Source organism: Embleya hyalina (assembly GCF_003967355.1).
Lineage (GTDB): Bacteria > Actinomycetota > Actinomycetes > Streptomycetales > Streptomycetaceae > Embleya > Embleya hyalina.
Map to the genome: position 1 here is coordinate 116,397 of NZ_BIFH01000017.1, position 17,776 is coordinate 134,172.

Genomic DNA, 17,776 nt, shown 5'->3' on the forward strand with positions numbered 1-17,776 from the left:
CCGCTGTCACCGCGCCTGGTTCGGCCCTGCTTACCACGGAGTGTACTGACGGGTAACCGCTCCGGACAGGTGTGATCGACCACAGCCCGCAAGTCGTTTCCCGGCCTGCCTGACAGTGTGTCGGCGCCCGTCGACGCACCGTCCCGATCAGGCCGCGGTCGGTTGGCGGAGGGTGAGGATTCGGTGCAATCGCGTCAGCACCAGGACCCGGTGCACGTCGGGATTGACCCCGATCAGCACCAGTCGGCGCTCGCGTCGGCCCGCGCGTCGATGCGCGCCGACGATCAGACCCAGGCCGGTGGTGTCCAGCGCGGGCACGTGGGTGAGGTTGAGAATCAGGTCGCCGTCGCCGTGGTCCAGCGCGCCGTGCAGCGCCAACCGGACGTCGGCGGTGGACCGCACGTCGAGCACACCTTCCAGGTGCAGCTCACGCGGGTCGCCCCAAACGCGCATCGTCTCCTCCTGGGGAGTCCGTCCGTTTCGATGACGGTTCGACTCCCCAGCAGAACACCCAAAACCCGATAATCCTCACTCATCACAGTGGACTTCACTCGTACCGGTGACGATTGATCGGATGATGCGCCGATTGCGCATCACCCGTCACGCGGTCCGTCGCACCACCCGCTCAGTAGGCGTAGAAGCCCCTGCCGGACTTCCGGCCCAGGTCGCCCGCGGCCACCATGCGGTTCAGCAGCTCCGGCGGCGCGAACTTCTCGTCCTTGGTCTCGGTGTAGATGTTGCTCGTCGCGTTGCGCATGATGTCCACGCCGGTGAGGTCCGCGGTGGCCAACGGGCCCATCGCGTGGCCGAAACCGAGTCGGCAGGCGATGTCGATGTCCTCGGCGGTGGCCACACCGGCCTCGTACAGCCTGACCGCCTCGACGGTGAGCGCGGTGATCAACCGGGTGGTCACGAAACCGGCCACGTCCCGGTTGACCACGATGCAGGTCTTGCCCATCTCCTCGGCCAACTCCCGCGCGGCGGCCAGCGTCCGGTCCGAGGTCTTGAACCCGCGGACCAGTTCGCACAACGTCATCAGCGGCACCGGCGAGAAGAAGTGCATGCCGACCACGGCCTCCGGACGGCCGGTGACCGCGGCGATCTCGGTGATCGGGATCGCCGAGGTGTTGGTCGCGAGCACCGCGTCGGCCTTGCAGATGCGGTCCAGTTCGCGGAAGACGCCCTGCTTGATCTCGACCTTCTCGAACACCGCCTCGACCACGACGTCCGCGTCCGCCACCGCGTCCAGGTCGATGGTGGTGGTGATCCGGGCCAGCGCCGCCGAGGCGTCCTCGGCGGACAGCGTGCCCTTGGCCGTGAACTTCCCGAACGAGGCCTCGATCCCGCTCAGACCCCGGGCCAGCGCGGCGTCGGTGACATCGCGCAGCACGACGGTGTGCCCCGCCCGTGCGGCGACCTGGGCGATGCCCGATCCCATCAATCCGGCCCCGACGACGGCGATCTTCTTGGTCACTGCGCAACCTCTCCGGTACACGATCCCGAGCCGGCGTCCGCACCCGAACGCCCTTCGCCCGGAGCGTAGCCGCAGCGGCCTCGGGATCCACGCACCCCCACCTGACGGGCCGTCAGAAACGCGAGGTACTCTCCGGCTCCGGCTCCCGGAAGATCTTCGCGCCGAGCGACTGGAGCTGTACCTCCAGGCCGGTGTAGCCGCGGTCGATGTGGTGCACCCCGCTCACCGTGGTGTCCCCGTCGGCCACCAGACCGGCCAGCACCAGACCCGCGCCGGCGCGGATGTCGGCGGTCAACACCGGGGCGCCGGACAGCTGTTCCACCCCGCGCACGATCGCGTGGTGCCCGTCGGTGCGGATCGACGCGCCGAGCCGGAGCAGTTCCTGGAGGAACACGAACCGGGCCTCGAAGAGGTTCTCGGTGATCATCGCCGAGCCCTCGGCGATCGAGTTCATCGCCGCGAAGAACGGCTGCATGTCGGTCGCGAACCCCGGGTACGGCAGCGTCACCACGTCCACCGCCTTCGGCCGCCGGTCCATCACCACCCGGAAGCCGTCCCGCACGTGCGAGACCTCGGCGCCGGCGAGGGTCAGCTTGTCGAGCGCGATCTCCAGATGTTCCGGATGCGCGTTGCGCACCGTCACATCGCCCAGCGTCATCGCCGCCGCGACCGCGAACGTGCAGGCCACGATCCGGTCCGGGACGGTGCGGTGGCGCACCGGCTTGAGCCCGTCGACGCCCTCGATCTCCAGGGTGGACGAGCCCGCGCCCTCGATCCGCGCGCCCATCTCGGTGAGCATCGCGCAGATGTCCACGATCTCCGGCTCGCGGGCCGCGTTGTCGATCACCGTGCGCCCCTCGGCCAGGACCGCGGCCATCAGGATGTTCTCGGTCGCGCCGACGCTGGGGAAGTCCAGCCAGACGGTGGTGCCCTTCAATCCCTTCGGCGCCTTGGCGATCAGCACGCCGTGCGAGTTCTCCACGGTCGCGCCGAGCTTGACCAGGCCCTCGATGTGCATGTCCAGACCGCGCGAGCCGATCGCGTCCCCACCCGGGTAGGCGACGTGCACCTCGCCGCAGCGCGCGAGCAGCGGCCCGAGCACGCAGATCGAGGCCCGCATGCTGCGCACCAGGTCGTAGTCCGCCTCGAAGCGCGGCGCGGCCGGCACGTCGATCCGCACCGTCCCGGTGGTCTCGCCCTCGACCTCACAGCCCAGGCGCCGCAGCAACTCGCTCATGATCTCGACGTCGAGGATCCGGGGAGCCTCCTCGAGCACCGTGGTGCCCTCCGCGAGCAACGCGGCCGCCATCAATTTCAGCGCGCTGTTCTTCGCGCCCGTGATCCGCACCTCGCCGGCGAGCCGCTGACCACCTGTCACCCGGAACCTGTCCATCGGAGAATCGTACTGATTCCGGGAGCCACCCACGGACGCCGGCAAGCCGGGCCGAAGCCCGACGCCGGCGCGCCGTTAGGGTGCGTGCATGGTCAACCTCACCCGGATCTACACCCGCACCGGCGACGACGGCACCACCGCCCTCGGCGACATGTCGCGCACGGCCAAGACCGACCCGCGGCTCGCGGCCTACGCCGACGTGGACGAGACGAACGCGGTGATCGGCGTCGCGCTCTCGCTCGGCAACCTCGACGAGGACGTCGTCACGCTGCTCACCCGCGTCCAGAACGACCTGTTCGACCTGGGCGCCGACCTGTCCACCCCGGTGGTCGAGGACCCGAAGTATCCACCGCTGCGGGTCGAGCAGAGCTACATCGACGCCCTGGAGGCGGCCTGCGACGCGTACAACGAGAACCTGGAGAAGCTGCGCAGCTTCATCCTCAACGGCGGCACCCCGGGCGCGGCCCTGCTGCACCAGGCCCGCACCGTCGCACGCCGCGCCGAGCGCACCGCGTGGGCGGCCCTGGAGGTGCACGGCGACTCGATGAACCCGCTGACGGTGAAGTACCTCAACCGCCTGTCCGACCTGCTGTTCATCCTGGCCAGGCACGCCAACCGTGAGGTCGGCGACGTGCTGTGGGTACCCGGCGCCAACCGCTGAACCGGCCGGCGGCGCGCTACGCGACGTTGACCCGTTGTCCCGGCGGCGCCGCTTCCAGCCAAGCCAGGAAACCGGTCAACGCGTCGTCGCTGAGGGCCAGTTCGATCCGGTCGCCGGCGTGTTCGCAGACCAGGATCACCGCGCCGGCGAGCAGCGCCAACTCCTCCTGGCCGGCCGGCTCCCGCCGACCGATCACATGGATGCCCGCGCGCTGCAACACCCGGCGCGGGCGCGGCGCGTAGCTGAACACCCGGAACCACTCGATCCGGTCGCCGCTGTAGCGGGCGATCCCGAAGACCCAGCCCTTGCCGTGGTCCGGATCGGCCGACGGCGCCGCCGGATCGCCGTCCGCCGGTGCCTTCCCGGCACCCTCCGGGGACGACGACGCGGCGCCTCCCGGAGTCTGTCCGGGGGACGCCGCGGCGGTGGATCCGGCTTCGCCCGCCGGGGATACCGGTGGGCGCGTGCGCAACGAACAGTCGAAGGTGCCGCCCGGTCGCTGGATCAGTCGACGACGCAACGCGAACGCCGCGACACCGACGACCAACACCACGACGACGGCCGACACCACGCTCAGCACGACGAGGACCATCCCGATCGACCTCCTCGTTCGCGCGTTGAGCAGTGGTCCCGGCCGTGTGTCGGTCCGGGCTCGGGTGCCGCTACCGGATCTAGCGCCGCTGGGCGGCGAGCAGACGCGTTTCCGCGCGCCGCTCGGCGCCCGCGTCCTTCGCCGCGCCGGCGCGCTCGAGTGCCCGCTCCGCGCGGGCGACATCGATCTCGTCGGCCAGCTCGGTGATCTCGGCGAGCAGCGAGAGGTTGTTGTCCGCGAACGAGATGAACCCGCCGTGGACGGCCGCGATGACGACCGAACCGTCGGCCTGACGGATCGTCACCGGGCCGGATTCGAGCACTCCGAGGACCGGCTGGTGACCGGCCTGGATGCCGATGTCACCGTCCGCGGTGCGTGCGATGACGATGGTGGCCTCGCCGGACCACACCTTGCGGTCGGCCGCGACCAGCTCGACGTGCAGCTCAGCCAACGTGGCTCCTCATGTCGGGTCGAAGACACGCGGGTCTTCGCCTCCGCCCTCGAGGGGCGGGTGGTGTCCAAGGATAGTGGCCCGGACGGGCCTGGCTCCAACCGGCTCGAACGCCGGCGGGTTTCCGATGCCGGCGCGCGGCGTGTACCGGGAACCGACACGAGGGGCGGACCCGTGCGGGACCGCCCCTCGTCGATCAGGCGATCGTCAGCCCTTGTTGAGCTCGGCGATCTTCTTCTCGAGGTCGTCCAGCCCGCCGAGCATGAAGAACGCCTGCTCGGGAGCGTGGTCGTACTTGCCGTCGGCGATCGCGTTGAACGCCTCGACGGTCTCGGCCAGCGAGACGTCCGAACCGTCGAGCCCGGTGAACTGCTTCGCCACGTGGGTGTTCTGCGACAGGAACCGCTCGATACGCCGCGCGCGGTGCACGGTGAGCTTGTCCTCCTCGGACAGCTCGTCCATGCCCAGAATCGCGATGATGTCCTTGAGGTCCTTGTACTTCTGCAGGATGTTCTTGACCCGCATCGCACAGTCGTAGTGGTCCTGCGCGACGTAGCGCGGGTCCAGGATCCGGGACGTCGAGTCCAGCGGGTCCACCGCCGGGTAGATGCCCAGCTCGGAGATCGGCCGCGAGAGCACGGTCAGCGCGTCGAGGTGCGCGAACGTGGTCGCCGGGGCCGGGTCGGTGAGGTCGTCCGCGGGGACGTAGATCGCCTGCATCGAGGTGATCGAGTGACCACGCGTCGAGGTGATGCGCTCCTGGAGGGTGCCCATCTCGTCGGCGAGCGTCGGCTGGTAACCCACCGCGGAGGGCATCCGGCCGAGCAGCGTCGACACCTCGGAACCGGCCTGGGTGAACCGGAAGATGTTGTCGATGAACAGCAGCACGTCCTGCTCCTGCACATCGCGGAAGTACTCCGCCATGGTCAGGGCCGACAGCGCCACCCGCAGACGGGTGCCCGGGGGCTCGTCCATCTGGCCGAAGACGAGCGCCGTCTGGTCGTAGACGCCCGCCTCCTTCATCTCCTCGATCAGGTCGTTGCCCTCACGAGTACGCTCGCCGACGCCGGCGAACACCGACACACCCTCGTGCAGACGGGCGACACGGACGATCATCTCCTGGATGAGCACCGTCTTGCCGACGCCCGCACCACCGAACAGGCCGATCTTGCCACCCTTGACGTACGGGGTGAGCAGGTCGATGACCTTGATGCCGGTCTCGAACATCTCGGTCTTCGAGTCGAGCTGGTCGAAGGCCGGCGCCTTGCGGTGGATCGGCCAGCGCTCGGTGACCTCGAAGCTCGCCCGGTCCACGTCCAGGACCTCGCCGAGGGCGTTGAACACGTGGCCCTTGGTGGCGTCGCCGACGGGGACGGAGATCTGGGTACCGGTGTCCGTGACGACGGCACCGCGCACGAGGCCGTCGGTCGGCTGCATGGAAATCGCGCGCACGATGCCGTCGGCAAGGTGCTGCTCGACCTCGAGGGTGAGCGTGGTCTTGCCCTCCCCCTCGCCCTGGCCCGTGAGGTCCAGGTCGACGTGCAGCGCGTTGTACATCTCCGGCATCGCGTCGACGGGGAACTCCACGTCGACGACCGGGCCGATGACGCGGGCGACGCGGCCCGTGGCAGCGGCCGTCTCAACAGTGGCAGTCATGATGTCTAATCACTCCCCGCGGTCGCGTCGGCCAAGGCGTTGGCGCCACCGACGATCTCGCTGATTTCCTGGGTGATCTCGGACTGGCGAGCGTTGTTCGCCAGGCGAGAAAGGGTCCGGATGAGTTCTTCGGCGTTCTCGGTCGCCGACTTCATCGCCCGCCTGCGGGCCGCGTGCTCGGAAGCGGCGGCCTGCAGCAGGGCATTGAAGATGCGGCTTTCCACGTACCGCGGCAGCAGTGCGTCGAGAACACCCTCGGCCGAGGGCTCGAAGTCGTAGAGCGGGAAGGGACCGCCGGCCGGCGGCTCGTCCGTCTCCTCGACCGCCAACGGGAGCACCCGCACCGCGACCGGGCTCTGCGTGAGCATGGAGACGAACTCGGTGCTGACGAGGTGAATCTCGTCCACACCGCCTTCGTCGGTGGGCGTCACGAACGCGTCGATCAGCTCACCTGCCACCTTCTTGGCGTCGGTGTACTCGGGGCGGTCGGAGAATCCCTTCCACTGCCCGGCCAGGTCCACGTCGCGGAACTGGAAAAACGCGATGCCCTTGGACCCGATCACGTAGCGGTCCACCGTCTTGCCCTCGTCCTCGAGCAGTTTGATCAACTGCTCGGCGGCCTTGATGGCATTCGAGTTGTAGCCGCCCGCGAAACCGCGGTCACTGGTAACCAGCAGCACCGCGGCCCGGGTGGGCCGCTCCACCGACGTGGTCAGCGGGTGCTGCGTGCTGGAGAAGGTGGCGACCGCGGAAACGGCGCGCGTCAGCTCGTCGGCGTACGGCTTGGAGGCCGCGACGCGCTGCTGCGCCTTCACGATCCGCGACGCCGCGATGAGCTCCTGGGCGCGCGTGATCTTCTTGGTCGCCGACACGGAACGGATCCGACGCCGGTAGACCCGAAGCTGGGCTCCCATTGGTCAGGGTTCTCCGTTCTTTACTCGGACTTGGCCACGTGACGGGTGATCTTCTCCTGGCCGACGTCTTCCTTCGTCAGACCGGCAGGCGCCACGTCCTGGATCAACGGCTCGCCGTCGAACTTGGTGAACGTCTGCTTGAAGGAGTCCACCGCGTCGGTGAGCGCCACCACGGTGTCGTCGTCCAGCTTGCCGGTCTCGACGATCCCGGTCAGCAGGCCCGCGTGCTTGTGCTGCACGTAGTCGTGCAGTTCCTTCTCGAAGCGGCGGATGTCCTGCACCGGCACGTCGTCCAGCTTGCCGGTGGTGCCGGCCCAGATCGAGACGACCTGGAGCTCGATCGAGAACGGCTCGAACTGACCCTGCTTGAGCAGCTCGACCATGCGCGCACCACGCTGGAGCGAGGCCTTGGAGGTGGCGTCCAGGTCGGAACCGAAGGACGCGAACGCCGCCAGCTCGCGGTACTGGGCCAGGTCGACGCGGAGTCGACCGGCGACGCTCTTCATGGCCTTGATCTGCGCGGAGCCACCGACGCGGGACACCGAGATACCGACGTTGACCGCGGGGCGCACGCCCTGCAGGAACAGGTCGGACTCCAGGAAGCACTGGCCGTCGGTGATCGAGATGACGTTGGTCGGAATGTACGCCGACACGTCGTTGGCCTTGGTCTCAATGATCGGCAGACCGGTCATCGAACCGCCGCCGAGCTCGTCCGAGAGCTTCGCGCAACGCTCGAGCAGACGCGAGTGCAGGTAGAAGACGTCACCGGGGTACGCCTCGCGCCCCGGCGGACGACGCAGCAGCAGCGACACGGCGCGGTACGCCTCGGCCTGCTTCGACAGGTCGTCGAACACGATGAGCACGTGCTTGCCCTGGTACATCCAGTGCTGGCCGATGGCCGAACCGGTGTACGGGGCGAGGTACTTGAAGCCGGCCGGGTCGGAAGCCGGGGCGGCGACGATCGTGGTGTACTCCAGCGCGCCGGCCTCTTCGAGCGAGCGGCGCACGGACGCGATGGTCGTGCCCTTCTGGCCGATCGCGACGTAGATGCAGCGAACCTGCTTCTTCGGGTCGCCCGAGCGCCAGTTGTCACGCTGGTTGATGATCGTGTCCAGGCACACCGCGGTCTTGCCGGTCTGCCGGTCGCCGATGATCAGCTGACGCTGGCCGCGGCCGATCGGGGTCATCGCGTCGATCGCCTTGATGCCGGTCTGCATCGGCTCGTGGACCGACTTGCGCATCATGACGCCGGGGGCCTGCAGTTCCAGGGCACGACGGCCCTCGGACTCGATCTCGCCCTGGCCGTCGATCGGCTGGCCCAGCGGGTCGACGACGCGACCCAGGTAGCCGTCACCGATCGGAACCGACAAAACCTCGCCCGTACGACGGACCTTCTGGCCCTCTTCGATACCGCTGAAGTCACCGAGGATGACGACACCGATCTCGCGGACGTCGAGGTTCTGCGCCAGGCCGAGGGTGCCGTCCTCGAACTTGAGCAGCTCGTTCGTCATGACCGAGGGCAGGCCCTCGACCTTGGCGATGCCGTCGTACGCCTCGGTGACGGTACCGACCTCTTCGCGCGCGGCAGTCTCCGGCTCGTACGAGGCGACGAAGCGCTCCAGCGCGTCCCGGATCTCCTCCGGCCGGATCGTGAGCTCCGCCATCTGGTGTCCCTGCTCTCCTAGGTGGTGGGGTTAACGGTCCGCTGTCCGTCGCTTGTCGTACGGAACCGCGGTGCTGCTGTGGGGGTCGCCGGTCCGGTCCGGGGGTTTTCCCGGATGGTCGACGACACCCCTGTCGTCCGGTGTCTCAACCGGCGAGCCGTCGGCCCGCCTCTTCGAGACGTGTGGTCACGGTGCCGTCGATGACGTCGTCACCGATCTCCACGCGGACCCCGCCGATGACGTCGGCATCGATTTCCACGTTGAGGTGGATCTCGCGGCCGTACATCCGGCCCAGCGCCGCGGCCAGACGGGTGCGCTGCTCCTCGGTGAGGGGCAGGGCGACCGTGACCAACGCGACCATGCGACGCCGGCGATCGGCGGCGAGGCGCGCGTACGACTCGAGCCCGTGTTCAAGGTTACGGCTGCGCGGGTGTGCGACAAGCCTGGCGACCAGTCGCCGGGTGACGGGCTGGGCCCGACCCTCCAGCAGACCGGAGACCAGCTCCGCCTTGCGCTCGTTCGCCACGCCCGGGTCGGTCAGGGTCGAACGCAGTTCGCGCTCGCCCGCCACGATCCGGCCGAAGCGGAAGAGCTCGTCCTCCAGCTCGTCGAGCCTGCCGTCCCGCTCTGCGGCGATCAGCTCGGCGGACACCGAGAGTTCGGCGATCGTGTCGACCAGGTCGGTCGGCCGCGACCAGCGCGTACGCACGAGTCCGCCGAGCAGGTCCGCCGCGGTTCCGGAGATCTGACCGGACAGAAGCTCTGCCAGGAAGGCCGCGCGGGCCTCCCCGGAACGCGTCGAGTCGGTGAGGACCCGGCGCAGCGACACGTTGTCGTCGAGCAGGATCACCACGGAGTGGAGTTCCTGCGCCAACGCGACCATGTCGGTACCGGTCGCGGTCGCGAGCGCGTCCAGGCGCTCGCGAGCCGCGGTGAGGGATTCCCTGCTGGCGCCCTGCATCAGCGCACCTTCTCCGAGCTCGCTCCGGCGGAAGCCTTGGCTTCCAGCTCCTCGAGGAAGCGGTCGACGACCCGACGCTGACGCGCCTCGTCCTCGAGCGACTCCCCGACGATGCGCGACGCGAGGCCGACGGCGAGCTTGCCGACGTCCTGACGCAGCGCGTTCTGGGCCTGGTTGCGGTCGGCCTCGATCTGGGTGTGGCCGGCGGTGACGATCTCGTCCTTGATCCGCTGGCCCTCGGCGCGCATCTCCGCGATGGCGACGGCACCCTGCTCGCGGGCGTCCTCGGTGAGGCGACCGGCCTCGCGACGGGCTTCGGCGAGCTGGGTGCGGTAGCGCTCCAGCTCGGCCTGGGCCTCGGCCTGCGCCTCTTCGGCGCGCTTGAGACCGCCCTCGATGGCGTCCGTACGGTCCGCCAGCGTCTTCGCGATCTTGGGAAGGAGCACCTTCCACAGGAAACCGAAAACGATGAGGAACGCCACGCCACCGATGATGATCTCGTCGAGCGGCGGGAGAAGAGGGTTCATCTTCTCCTCGCTGTTGGCGAAGTCAATCACGGTGTGAGGACCTTCCGTCCGTAGCGGGTTGATCAGGTGCCGTAGACGAACGGCATGACGACGCCGATGAGCGCGAGCGCCTCGGCGAGGGCGAAGCCGAGCAGCATGTTCTGGCGAACCAGGCCGGCGGCCTCGGGCTGACGGGCCATCGCCTGGACACCGTTACCGAAGATGATGCCGATACCGATGCCGGGGCCGATCGCGGCGAGGCCGTAACCGATGGAACCGAGGCTGCCTGAAACGCCGTCGGCGGCGAGGTTCATCATGGGAACTGATCCTTTTTTCGAGGCCGATGGACGATCCACCGGACGACGGTCGAGGAGAGAAAGGTCTGTGGGTCTCTCAGTGCTCGGCTTCGAGCGACGTCGAGATGTAGGACGCCGCGAGCAGCGTGATGATGTACGCCTGCAGCGCCTGGATCATCAGCTCGAACGCGGTCAGCACGACGACCACGATGAACGAGGTGGCCGAGTAGAGCGCCCCGATGTGGAAGCCGAGGAGATACCAGGCGCCGACGCTGAACGTCACGATCAGCATGTGTCCGGCGAACATGTTCGCGAACAGTCGGACCGCCATCGTGAACGGCCGGGTGATCAGACCCTGCAGCAGCTCGATCGGGGCGAGGAGGAAGTAGATCGCCTTCGGCAGACCGGGCGGGAACATCATGTTCTTGAAGTAACCGACGAAGCCCTGGTTCTTGATGCCGAGGACCAGGTAGGTCACCCACACGATGCCGACGATCGATGCCGGGAAGGCGATGCGCGAGGTCGCGGGGAACTGGGCGAACGGGATGATCGCCATCACGTTCATGACCCAGACGAAGAAGAAGATCGAGAACAGGAAGGGGACGTAGGGGTCGCCCTTCTTGCCGATCGTTTCCCGCGAGATGTTGTCGCGAACGAACAGGTAGCCCAACTCGCCGACGTTCTGCGCGCCGCGCGGCACCATCTTGGGCTTGGCGAACGCACTCCAGAAGAAGCCGATCACCAGCAGCATCGAGATGAGCGCGAGCAACATCGGCTTCGTGAAGTCGAAGGCCCCGATGGAGAAGATCGGCTTGAACTCGAAGACGTTCAGCCCGGGCGAGGGGAAGCCGCACCCGGAGAACAGGTGACATCCGCTCTCGCTGGCGAGCGTCTGGACGTCAGCAGTCACCACCGACTCCTTCGTCGTGAAGCATGTTTTCGGCTACCTCGATGTGTCGGCGTGGCGAGGGGCCACGGAGCGGCACGCAACAGGGCCCGGTCAGGAGGACCTGCCGTGGCGGACAAAGACCAGAACAAGGGCCAGAGCGATTCCGACGACCAGGCCGATCGGCAGGAACAGTGCGGAGTGGCCGGTCCACCGGTCGATCAGCCAGCCGATGCCGCCGTAGATGAGCATGCCGCTCAGCAGATAACCGACACTCGACCATGCGGCACCGTCCATCGCCCGATTCTCTCGGTCCGGTGGACGGGGGCCTCTCTCGCTCATGACGCCCCGGACATTAGCAGTACCGGCGGCGAGGCTGAACACCGCGCCGGCCCGGAGGGGCGCTGTGCGTATGTCATCGCTCTCCTTCCGGTTCGACATAGGCGATCTTCAGCCGGGTGAAGACCCACACCTGCGAGGCGACCCAGACCAGCGTGGCCCCGAGGATGGTGAGCCCGAACACCTTCGTGTCGAACGCCTCGGTGTCCTTGAACAGGAACAGAACCAACCCCAGGAGCAGGATCTGCACGATGTAGGTGAACAACGCCATGTTCATCATCATCATGGGGTTGTCGCGCGAGATCCGACCGATCGCGACCTGGCCGATCACGAAGAAGGCCAGGACGACGACGGTGGCGAACACCGCGCCGAGAAGTCCTTTGCCACCGGCCGCGAGCAAAGCCGCGACTGCCGCGATCACTCCGGCAGCGGTCGTGGGCACGACCGAACCACGGAGAAGGCGGACGTCGTTGGCCTGCATGTCGGTGACTCCGGCATCAGTGGGGGGCAGGGGGCGGATCAGTCGTCCGAGCAACGCTCGGGGCGACGCAACGCTCGGGATTGGCCGTGAAAGTCCGAACCCTCGTTGCTGAGGGTTCATCGGCCATTGATCCTGGTTCGTGAACGATATCACAAACTATTTGAGCAGAGCTTTACCCGTTCGTGTGTACAAGCTCACAGCCCTCCACCACCCTTTCGCGCCCCTCTCCCCGCAGGCAAATGCGCAGGTCGGGAGGGGTCCGTGGGATTTCCAGGGGACTCTGTTGCGGGTGTGGCGGTTGCTCCGTTCAGCCGTACGCCGTCTGATTCGCCGGGAACCATCCCGTCGACCGGAACGTTCGCCCCGCGCCTCCCGCGCCGGAGCCGCCGATAGCGCGGCGGAACCACGTTGTGCAGCTCCGTCGGCACGTGCGGCTTGAACCGCGGAAGCATCAGGAACACCAGGCCGATGGCGATCAGCGCCAGTCCCGTGTAGACGATCGGACGCCGTTCCGGCCGCACCGAGATGAGCACCGTGAACGACGCGATCAGCCCGGACCAGAAATACATGATCAGCACCGCGCGACTGTGCGAGTGGCCGATCTCGAGCAGCCGGTGGTGCAGGTGGCCCTTGTCCGCCGCGAACGGCGAGCGCCCGGCCCAGCCGCGCCGGCCGACCGCCATCACCAGGTCCATCAGCGGCACTATCAGCACCGCGAACGGCAACACCAGCGGAATGTAGACGGGCACCAGCTTGTGCGTGGTGAAGGCCATCGAACCGCCGTTCTGCGCGGTGATCGCCTCCGGGTCGATCCGCCCGGTGAGGGTGACCGCCGACGCGGCGAGCATCAGGCCGATCAGCATCGACCCCGAGTCCCCCATGAAGATGCGCGCCGGATGCAGGTTGTGCGGCAGGAAGCCGACACACATGCCGATCAACAGCGCGCTGAACAGCGTCGGCGCCGCCGCCGACGAGACACCGTAACCGAACCACAATCGGTACGAATATCCGAAGAACGCGAGTGCGGCGATGCACACCATCCCGGCCGCGAGACCGTCCAGGCCGTCCACGAAGTTCACCGCGTTGATCGTGATGACCACTATCCCGATGGTCAACAGCGTGCCCTGGGTCGGCGTCAGGCTGACCGGTCCGTAGCCGGGGATCGGCAACCACAGGATCACGATGCCCTGCCAGACCATCACGCCGGCGGCGAGCGCCTGGCCGAGCAGCTTGATGATCGCGTCGACGCCCCATTTGTCGTCGATCACCCCGAGCACCGAGATCAGCGTGCACCCGGACAGCAGCGCCTGCACGTCGGTCGAGGCGGTGAACACCTCCGAGAGCACCGGCAGATGCCGGGCCATCAGCAGACCCGCGCACAATCCGCCGAACATCGCCAACCCGCCCAGGCGCGGGGTCGGCTCCTTGTGCACGTCGCGCGCGCGGATCTCGGGCATCGCCCCGGCGGCGATCGCGAAGCGGCGGACGGCGCCCGTCAGCAGGTAGGTCACCGCGGCGGCGACGAACAGCGTGAGCAGGTATTCGCGCAAGACTCAACCGTCCCCGGCTTCGACACATCCCAGCGGCAGCACGGGCATCAGACTAGACGTGCCGCCGCTCACCGGGAGAATCGCCGAACCTGCACCGGCGAGGGACGATCGCACCAAGCTCGGTGGCGCCACCACCGGCCCGTCGCCCCACACGTAACCACAAACACCCTGATCCCAGCCACCCCGGAGGGCGATTGTGGCCCGTCGGTCTCATAGGTCTCATCGGGCCCGCCCGCCCGGACCCCGCGGCCGGTTCTCACCACCCCGGATAGGCCGGATGTGTGGCCACCAACTCGCCGACCGCAGCCCGCACCTCGCCCAGGGCCGCCGGGTCGTCCTCGCGCACCGCCCGACCCAGGAGCAGGGCGATCTCCTTCATGTCCGTCTCGGTCATCCCCTGCGTGGTCACCGCGGCCGTGCCGACCCGGATCCCGGACGCGATCATCGGCTTGGCCGGGTCGAACGGGATCGCGCTCTTGTTCAGGGTGATCCCGGCCCGCTCGCAGCGGCGCTCCGCGTCCCGACCGCTCACCCCGATCCCCCGCAGGTCGAGCAGCGCCATGTGGGTGTCGGTGCCACCGGTGACCGGCCGCAGCCCCTCGGCCTGCAGCCCCTGCGCCAGGGCCTGCGCGTTGGCCACCACGCGGCGCGCGTAGGCGCGGTACGCCGGGGTGCCCGCCTCGCGCAGCGCGACCGCCTTCGCGGCCACCGCGTGCATGTGCGGGCCGCCCTGACTGAACGGGAACACCGCGCGGTCGATCCGCTCGGCGAACTCCTCGCGACACAGGATCAGCCCGCCGCGCGGCCCGCGCAGCACCTTGTGGGTGGTCGCCGTGACCACGTCGGCGTAGGGGATCGGGGAGGCCGTCGCGTCGCCCGCGACCAGCCCCGCGAAGTGCGCCGCGTCCACCATCAGGTAGGCGCCCACCTCGTCGGCGATCCGGCGGAAGGCGGCGAAGTCGACCAGGCGCGGATATCCGCTCGCACCGCACACGATCAGCCGGGGCCGATGCGCCCGGGCCAGGTCCCGGACCTGCTCGTGGTCGATCCGCTCGTCGCCCTCGCGGACCCCGTAGGCCACCGCGTGGAACCAACGACCGGAGAAGTTCACCCGGGAGCCGTGGGTGAGATGCCCGCCGTGCGGCAGCGACATGGCCAGGATCGTCTCGCCCGGGCTCAGCAGCGCCGCGTACACCGCCAGGTTCGCGGCGGTGCCCGAGTGCGGCTGCACGTTGACGTGTTCGGCGCCGAACAGGGCCAGCGCCCGACCCACCGCGAGCCGCTCGGCCCGGTCCGCCTCGGCGCAGCCGCCGAAGTAGCGCCGCCCGGGATAGCCCTCGGCGTACTTGTTGGCGAGCGTGCTGCCCAGCGCGGCGAGCACGGCCGGGGAGGCGAAGTTCTCCCCGGCGATCAACTGGAGGCCGCCGCGCTGCCGGGCCAACTCGCCGAGCAGCACCTCGGCGATCTCCGGATCCTCCCGTCGCAGCGCGAGGAAGTCCGGTCCCCAGAAGGGAGTTGACGGGGCGTCGGGAGTGCCCATGGCATCGCTCCTCAAGGCCGCAGGGACCTCTCCACGATAGGGCGGGGGTCGGGACACGGACAGGGCCTTCCGGGGCCGATTCCGCGCCGTTGTCGGCCCGTGCGCGCGCACGCTCCGGTGCCCGTCGGGGCGCGCCGGTCAGTGCGTGTGCGCGGGGTGCCCGGTGAGCGCGGTCAGGACCGGGTCCAGCGCCGAGCCGATGTCGGAGGCGCAGGCCCGGAACACGCTCAGCGGCGCGCCGTACGGATCGGCCACCTCGTCCCACTCCGGATCGGGCGCGGCCAACCGCCCGCGGAGCGCGGCGGCGGCCCGGACCAGCGAGCGCCCGCGCTGGACCAGGTCGCGCTCGGGGTAGGGGGCCCGCTCCAGCACCGCGACCAGCCGGGTGAACTCCTTCAGCGTGAACGTGCGCAGGCCCGACGCGTGCCCCATCGACACCACGTGCGCGCGGTGGTCCAGGGTCGCGGTGAGTACCAGGTCCGCCTCGGCGACATGCTCGTCGAGCAGCTCGCGCCCGTGGAAGTCGCCCGGGTCGGCGCCGTATTCGAGCAGCACCTCGGCCGCGTGCGGCTCCATCGGCGCGCCCTCGTGGCCCCAGGTCCCGGCGCTCTGCACACTCAGCCGCACCGCGTCGTCCGCGGCGAGTCGGCGCTGCAGGCCGAGCCGCGCCAGCCGTTCGGCGATCGGCGAGCGGCAGATGCTCCCCGTGCACACGAACAGGATCCGGAACGAGTCGGCCGCGGAGCCGTAGGGCCCGTAGGCGTGCCCGAGGGGCCGGCCGACCGGAGGGGGCGCGGTCAATTCACGCCCTCCAGGTCGGGAACGACCTCGCGCAACGTCTCCAACGACAGGGCACCCTCACGCAGCAGCCGGGGGCGGCCGGCGGTCAGATCGACGATCGAGGACGGCGCGGTGGAGGGGCAGCTGCCGCCGTCCAGGTACACCGACACCGAGTCGCCGAGCTGCGCCTCGGCCTCGTCGACCGTGGTCGCCGCCGGGTTGCCGGACCGGTTCGCGCTGCTGACCGCCATCGGCCCGGTCTCGGTCAACAGCTCGATCGCCACCGGGTGCAGCGGCATGCGCACCGCGACCGTGCCCCGCGTATCGCCCAGGTCCCACATCAGCGACGGCTGGTGGAAGGCCACGATGGTCAGCGCTCCCGGCCAGAACGCGTCGACCAGTTCCCACCCGACCTCGGGGAAGCCGGTGACCAGCCCGTGCAGCGTGTTGGGCGAGCCGACCAGGACGGGCGAGGGCATGTTGCGACCGCGCCCCTTGGCGTCCAGGAGCGCGTGCACCGCGTGCGGCGTGAAGGCGTCCGCGCCGATGCCGTAGAGGGTGTCCGTCGGCAGCACGACCAGATCGCCGCGCTTGATCGACCCGGTCGCCTCCCGCAGCCCGAGCCCGCGGTCCATCGCGTCGGAGCAGTCGTAGCGTCGGCTCATCGGGCACTTACCTCCGGAAACGGTACGGGCGAAGCAAGGGGTACGGATGCCGCGGGCGATGCCGGCGGTGCGGATGGCGCGGGCCGCGCGGGTCCGGCCGCCGAGCGGGGCGCGCGGTTCACGCGCCTTCCTTGCGTGCGGTGGTGAAGCGGGGGCGGTTGGTCAGATCGCGGTGGTCGGCCGCGTCCACCCAGCCGTTCTCCTCGTTGAAGATCCACGGCACGGCGCCGCCCTGGGTGTCCGCGTGCTCGACCACCACGAGCCCCGCGGGCCGCAGCAGGCGGTAGGCGGTCTTGGCCAGGACCCGGATGAAGTCGAGCCCGTCCGGCCCGGAGAACAGCGCCAGCTCCGGATCGTGGTCGCGTGCCTCGGGGGCCATCTCGTCCCGCTCCTCCAGCGGCACGTAGGGCGGATTGCTGATCACCAGGTCGACCGTGCCGTCCAGCCGGGACAGCGCGAAGAGCGCGTCGCCCCGGTGCAGGATCACCCGCGACCCGCTCGCGTTGCGTTCGGCGTAGGCGTACGCGCCGGGGTCCAGCTCGACCGCGTGCACCACCGAGCGCGGCACCTCCTGCGCGACCGCGAGCGCGATCGCACCGGAGCCGGTGCACAGGTCCACCACGAGCGGCTCGGCCACGTCCATCGCCCGCAGCGCGTCTATCGCCCACCCGACCACCACCTCGGTCTCCGGGCGGGGTACGAACACGCCCGGACCCACCTCGAGTTCGAGGTAGCGGAAGAACGCGCGCCCGGTGATGTGCTGCAGCGGCTCGCGCGCCTCGCGGCGCGCGACGGCCTCCCAGAACCGCGCGTCGAAGTCCCCGTCGGCCACCGTGTGCAGGGCGCCACGCTTGACGCCGTGCACGAACGCCGCCAGTTCCTCGGCATCGAAGCGCGGAGAGGGAACGCCCGCGTCGGCCAGTCGCAGGGTGGCCTGGGCCACCTCGGCGAGCAGCAGATTCATCTC

Annotated in this window: 20 protein-coding genes; 1 reads left to right on the forward strand and 19 read right to left on the reverse strand. The window is 69.2% G+C overall.

What is annotated here, in order from left to right; all coding sequences use genetic code 11:
• Nucleotides 1-147: 147 nt before the first annotated feature.
• The 3 genes from EMA17_RS13885 to murA form a co-directional block, all read right to left on the reverse strand.
• The gene (locus tag EMA17_RS13885; protein WP_126637304.1) at nucleotides 148-453 is read right to left on the reverse strand and encodes an STAS domain-containing protein; all 306 of its coding nucleotides are present in this window, start codon (nucleotides 451-453) and stop codon (nucleotides 148-150) included.
• Nucleotides 454-625: 172 nt separating this feature from the next.
• Nucleotides 626-1,474, reverse strand: coding sequence for a 3-hydroxyacyl-CoA dehydrogenase family protein (locus tag EMA17_RS13890; RefSeq protein WP_126637305.1), 849 nt, complete (start codon nucleotides 1,472-1,474; stop codon nucleotides 626-628).
• A gap of 112 nt (nucleotides 1,475-1,586) precedes the next feature.
• Nucleotides 1,587-2,867: a UDP-N-acetylglucosamine 1-carboxyvinyltransferase gene (murA, locus tag EMA17_RS13895; RefSeq protein ID WP_126637306.1), complete on the reverse strand. Its 1,281-nt coding sequence runs from the start codon at nucleotides 2,865-2,867 to the stop codon at nucleotides 1,587-1,589.
• Between the two features lie 88 nt (nucleotides 2,868-2,955).
• On the opposite strand from murA, the gene EMA17_RS13900 reads away from it, so the two are divergent.
• Complete coding sequence (locus tag EMA17_RS13900; protein ID WP_126637307.1) at nucleotides 2,956-3,528, forward strand: cob(I)yrinic acid a,c-diamide adenosyltransferase; 573 nt, start codon at nucleotides 2,956-2,958, stop codon at nucleotides 3,526-3,528.
• A 16-nt stretch (nucleotides 3,529-3,544) separates the two neighbouring features.
• Here the strand turns inward: EMA17_RS13900 and EMA17_RS13905 are convergent, their stop codons facing one another.
• From EMA17_RS13905 to prmC, 16 genes are all read right to left on the reverse strand, one after another.
• Entirely contained in the window at nucleotides 3,545-4,120 is a 576-nt protein-coding gene (locus tag EMA17_RS13905) for a DUF2550 domain-containing protein (protein WP_126637308.1), read from the reverse strand.
• Nucleotides 4,121-4,199: 79 nt separating this feature from the next.
• On the reverse strand, nucleotides 4,200-4,571 hold the full coding sequence (locus tag EMA17_RS13910) for a F0F1 ATP synthase subunit epsilon (RefSeq protein ID WP_078975425.1): 372 nt from the start codon (nucleotides 4,569-4,571) through the stop codon (nucleotides 4,200-4,202).
• A 207-nt stretch (nucleotides 4,572-4,778) separates the two neighbouring features.
• Nucleotides 4,779-6,227, reverse strand: a complete 1,449-nt coding sequence (gene atpD, locus EMA17_RS13915) for a F0F1 ATP synthase subunit beta (protein ID WP_126637309.1) — start codon at nucleotides 6,225-6,227, stop codon at nucleotides 4,779-4,781.
• Nucleotides 6,228-6,232: 5 nt separating this feature from the next.
• Entirely contained in the window at nucleotides 6,233-7,141 is a 909-nt protein-coding gene (locus tag EMA17_RS13920) for a F0F1 ATP synthase subunit gamma (RefSeq protein WP_126637310.1), read from the reverse strand.
• Nucleotides 7,142-7,161: 20 nt separating this feature from the next.
• A complete protein-coding gene (gene atpA / locus EMA17_RS13925) occupies nucleotides 7,162-8,805 on the reverse strand; it encodes a F0F1 ATP synthase subunit alpha (protein WP_126637311.1) in 1,644 nt (547 codons plus the stop codon).
• Between the two features lie 145 nt (nucleotides 8,806-8,950).
• On the reverse strand, nucleotides 8,951-9,766 hold the full coding sequence (locus EMA17_RS13930; protein ID WP_126637312.1) for a F0F1 ATP synthase subunit delta: 816 nt from the start codon (nucleotides 9,764-9,766) through the stop codon (nucleotides 8,951-8,953).
• Entirely contained in the window at nucleotides 9,766-10,293 is a 528-nt protein-coding gene (locus EMA17_RS13935; RefSeq protein WP_246126684.1) for a F0F1 ATP synthase subunit B, read from the reverse strand. The genes EMA17_RS13930 and EMA17_RS13935 overlap by 1 nt, the downstream gene beginning before the upstream one ends.
• 62 nt (nucleotides 10,294-10,355) lie before the next feature.
• On the reverse strand, nucleotides 10,356-10,589 hold the full coding sequence (gene atpE, locus EMA17_RS13940) for an ATP synthase F0 subunit C (RefSeq protein WP_174861358.1): 234 nt from the start codon (nucleotides 10,587-10,589) through the stop codon (nucleotides 10,356-10,358).
• Between the two features lie 76 nt (nucleotides 10,590-10,665).
• On the reverse strand, nucleotides 10,666-11,481 hold the full coding sequence (atpB, locus tag EMA17_RS13945) for a F0F1 ATP synthase subunit A (RefSeq protein ID WP_078975431.1): 816 nt from the start codon (nucleotides 11,479-11,481) through the stop codon (nucleotides 10,666-10,668).
• Nucleotides 11,482-11,568: 87 nt separating this feature from the next.
• On the reverse strand, nucleotides 11,569-11,751 hold the full coding sequence (locus tag EMA17_RS13950; protein ID WP_078975432.1) for an AtpZ/AtpI family protein: 183 nt from the start codon (nucleotides 11,749-11,751) through the stop codon (nucleotides 11,569-11,571).
• Nucleotides 11,752-11,869: 118 nt separating this feature from the next.
• Nucleotides 11,870-12,274, reverse strand: a complete 405-nt coding sequence (locus tag EMA17_RS13955; protein WP_126637585.1) for a Cg1360 family ATP-synthase-associated protein — start codon at nucleotides 12,272-12,274, stop codon at nucleotides 11,870-11,872.
• A gap of 194 nt (nucleotides 12,275-12,468) precedes the next feature.
• Entirely contained in the window at nucleotides 12,469-13,824 is a 1,356-nt protein-coding gene (locus EMA17_RS13960; protein WP_126637314.1) for an MraY family glycosyltransferase, read from the reverse strand.
• A 256-nt stretch (nucleotides 13,825-14,080) separates the two neighbouring features.
• On the reverse strand, nucleotides 14,081-15,364 hold the full coding sequence (gene glyA, locus EMA17_RS13965) for a serine hydroxymethyltransferase (RefSeq protein ID WP_126637315.1): 1,284 nt from the start codon (nucleotides 15,362-15,364) through the stop codon (nucleotides 14,081-14,083).
• A gap of 138 nt (nucleotides 15,365-15,502) precedes the next feature.
• Nucleotides 15,503-16,165: an arsenate reductase/protein-tyrosine-phosphatase family protein gene (locus EMA17_RS13970; protein WP_126637316.1), complete on the reverse strand. Its 663-nt coding sequence runs from the start codon at nucleotides 16,163-16,165 to the stop codon at nucleotides 15,503-15,505.
• Nucleotides 16,162-16,809 (reverse strand): L-threonylcarbamoyladenylate synthase, encoded by a 648-nt coding sequence (locus tag EMA17_RS13975; protein ID WP_078975437.1) that lies wholly within the window; start codon nucleotides 16,807-16,809, stop codon nucleotides 16,162-16,164. The genes EMA17_RS13970 and EMA17_RS13975 overlap by 4 nt, the downstream gene beginning before the upstream one ends.
• Before the next feature lie 118 nt (nucleotides 16,810-16,927).
• A complete protein-coding gene (gene prmC, locus EMA17_RS13980) occupies nucleotides 16,928-17,773 on the reverse strand; it encodes a peptide chain release factor N(5)-glutamine methyltransferase (RefSeq protein ID WP_126637317.1) in 846 nt (281 codons plus the stop codon).
• Nucleotides 17,774-17,776 lie beyond the last annotated feature (3 nt).

Bases quoted from the DNA above. Each gene is read 5' to 3' on its own strand.
- EMA17_RS13885 (WP_126637304.1), bottom strand. From the start codon at position 453: ATGCGCGTTTGGGGCGACCCGCGTGAGCTGCACCTGGAAGGTGTGCTC.
- prmC (WP_126637317.1), bottom strand. From the start codon at position 17,773: ATGAATCTGCTGCTCGCCGAGGTGGCCCAGGCCACCCTGCGACTGGCC.
- EMA17_RS13935 (WP_246126684.1), bottom strand. From the start codon at position 10,293: ATGAACCCTCTTCTCCCGCCGCTCGACGAGATCATCATCGGTGGCGTG.
- atpA (WP_126637311.1), bottom strand. From the start codon at position 8,805: ATGGCGGAGCTCACGATCCGGCCGGAGGAGATCCGGGACGCGCTGGAG.
- EMA17_RS13955 (WP_126637585.1), bottom strand. From the start codon at position 12,274: ATGCAGGCCAACGACGTCCGCCTTCTCCGTGGTTCGGTCGTGCCCACG.
- glyA (WP_126637315.1), bottom strand. From the start codon at position 15,364: ATGGGCACTCCCGACGCCCCGTCAACTCCCTTCTGGGGACCGGACTTC.
- EMA17_RS13975 (WP_078975437.1), bottom strand. From the start codon at position 16,809: ATGAGCCGACGCTACGACTGCTCCGACGCGATGGACCGCGGGCTCGGG.
- atpD (WP_126637309.1), bottom strand. From the start codon at position 6,227: ATGACTGCCACTGTTGAGACGGCCGCTGCCACGGGCCGCGTCGCCCGC.
- murA (WP_126637306.1), bottom strand. From the start codon at position 2,867: ATGGACAGGTTCCGGGTGACAGGTGGTCAGCGGCTCGCCGGCGAGGTG.
- EMA17_RS13905 (WP_126637308.1), bottom strand. From the start codon at position 4,120: ATGGTCCTCGTCGTGCTGAGCGTGGTGTCGGCCGTCGTCGTGGTGTTG.
- atpE (WP_174861358.1), bottom strand. From the start codon at position 10,589: ATGATGAACCTCGCCGCCGACGGCGTTTCAGGCAGCCTCGGTTCCATC.
- EMA17_RS13950 (WP_078975432.1), bottom strand. From the start codon at position 11,751: ATGGACGGTGCCGCATGGTCGAGTGTCGGTTATCTGCTGAGCGGCATG.
- EMA17_RS13920 (WP_126637310.1), bottom strand. From the start codon at position 7,141: ATGGGAGCCCAGCTTCGGGTCTACCGGCGTCGGATCCGTTCCGTGTCG.
- EMA17_RS13900 (WP_126637307.1), top strand. From the start codon at position 2,956: ATGGTCAACCTCACCCGGATCTACACCCGCACCGGCGACGACGGCACC.
- EMA17_RS13930 (WP_126637312.1), bottom strand. From the start codon at position 9,766: ATGCAGGGCGCCAGCAGGGAATCCCTCACCGCGGCTCGCGAGCGCCTG.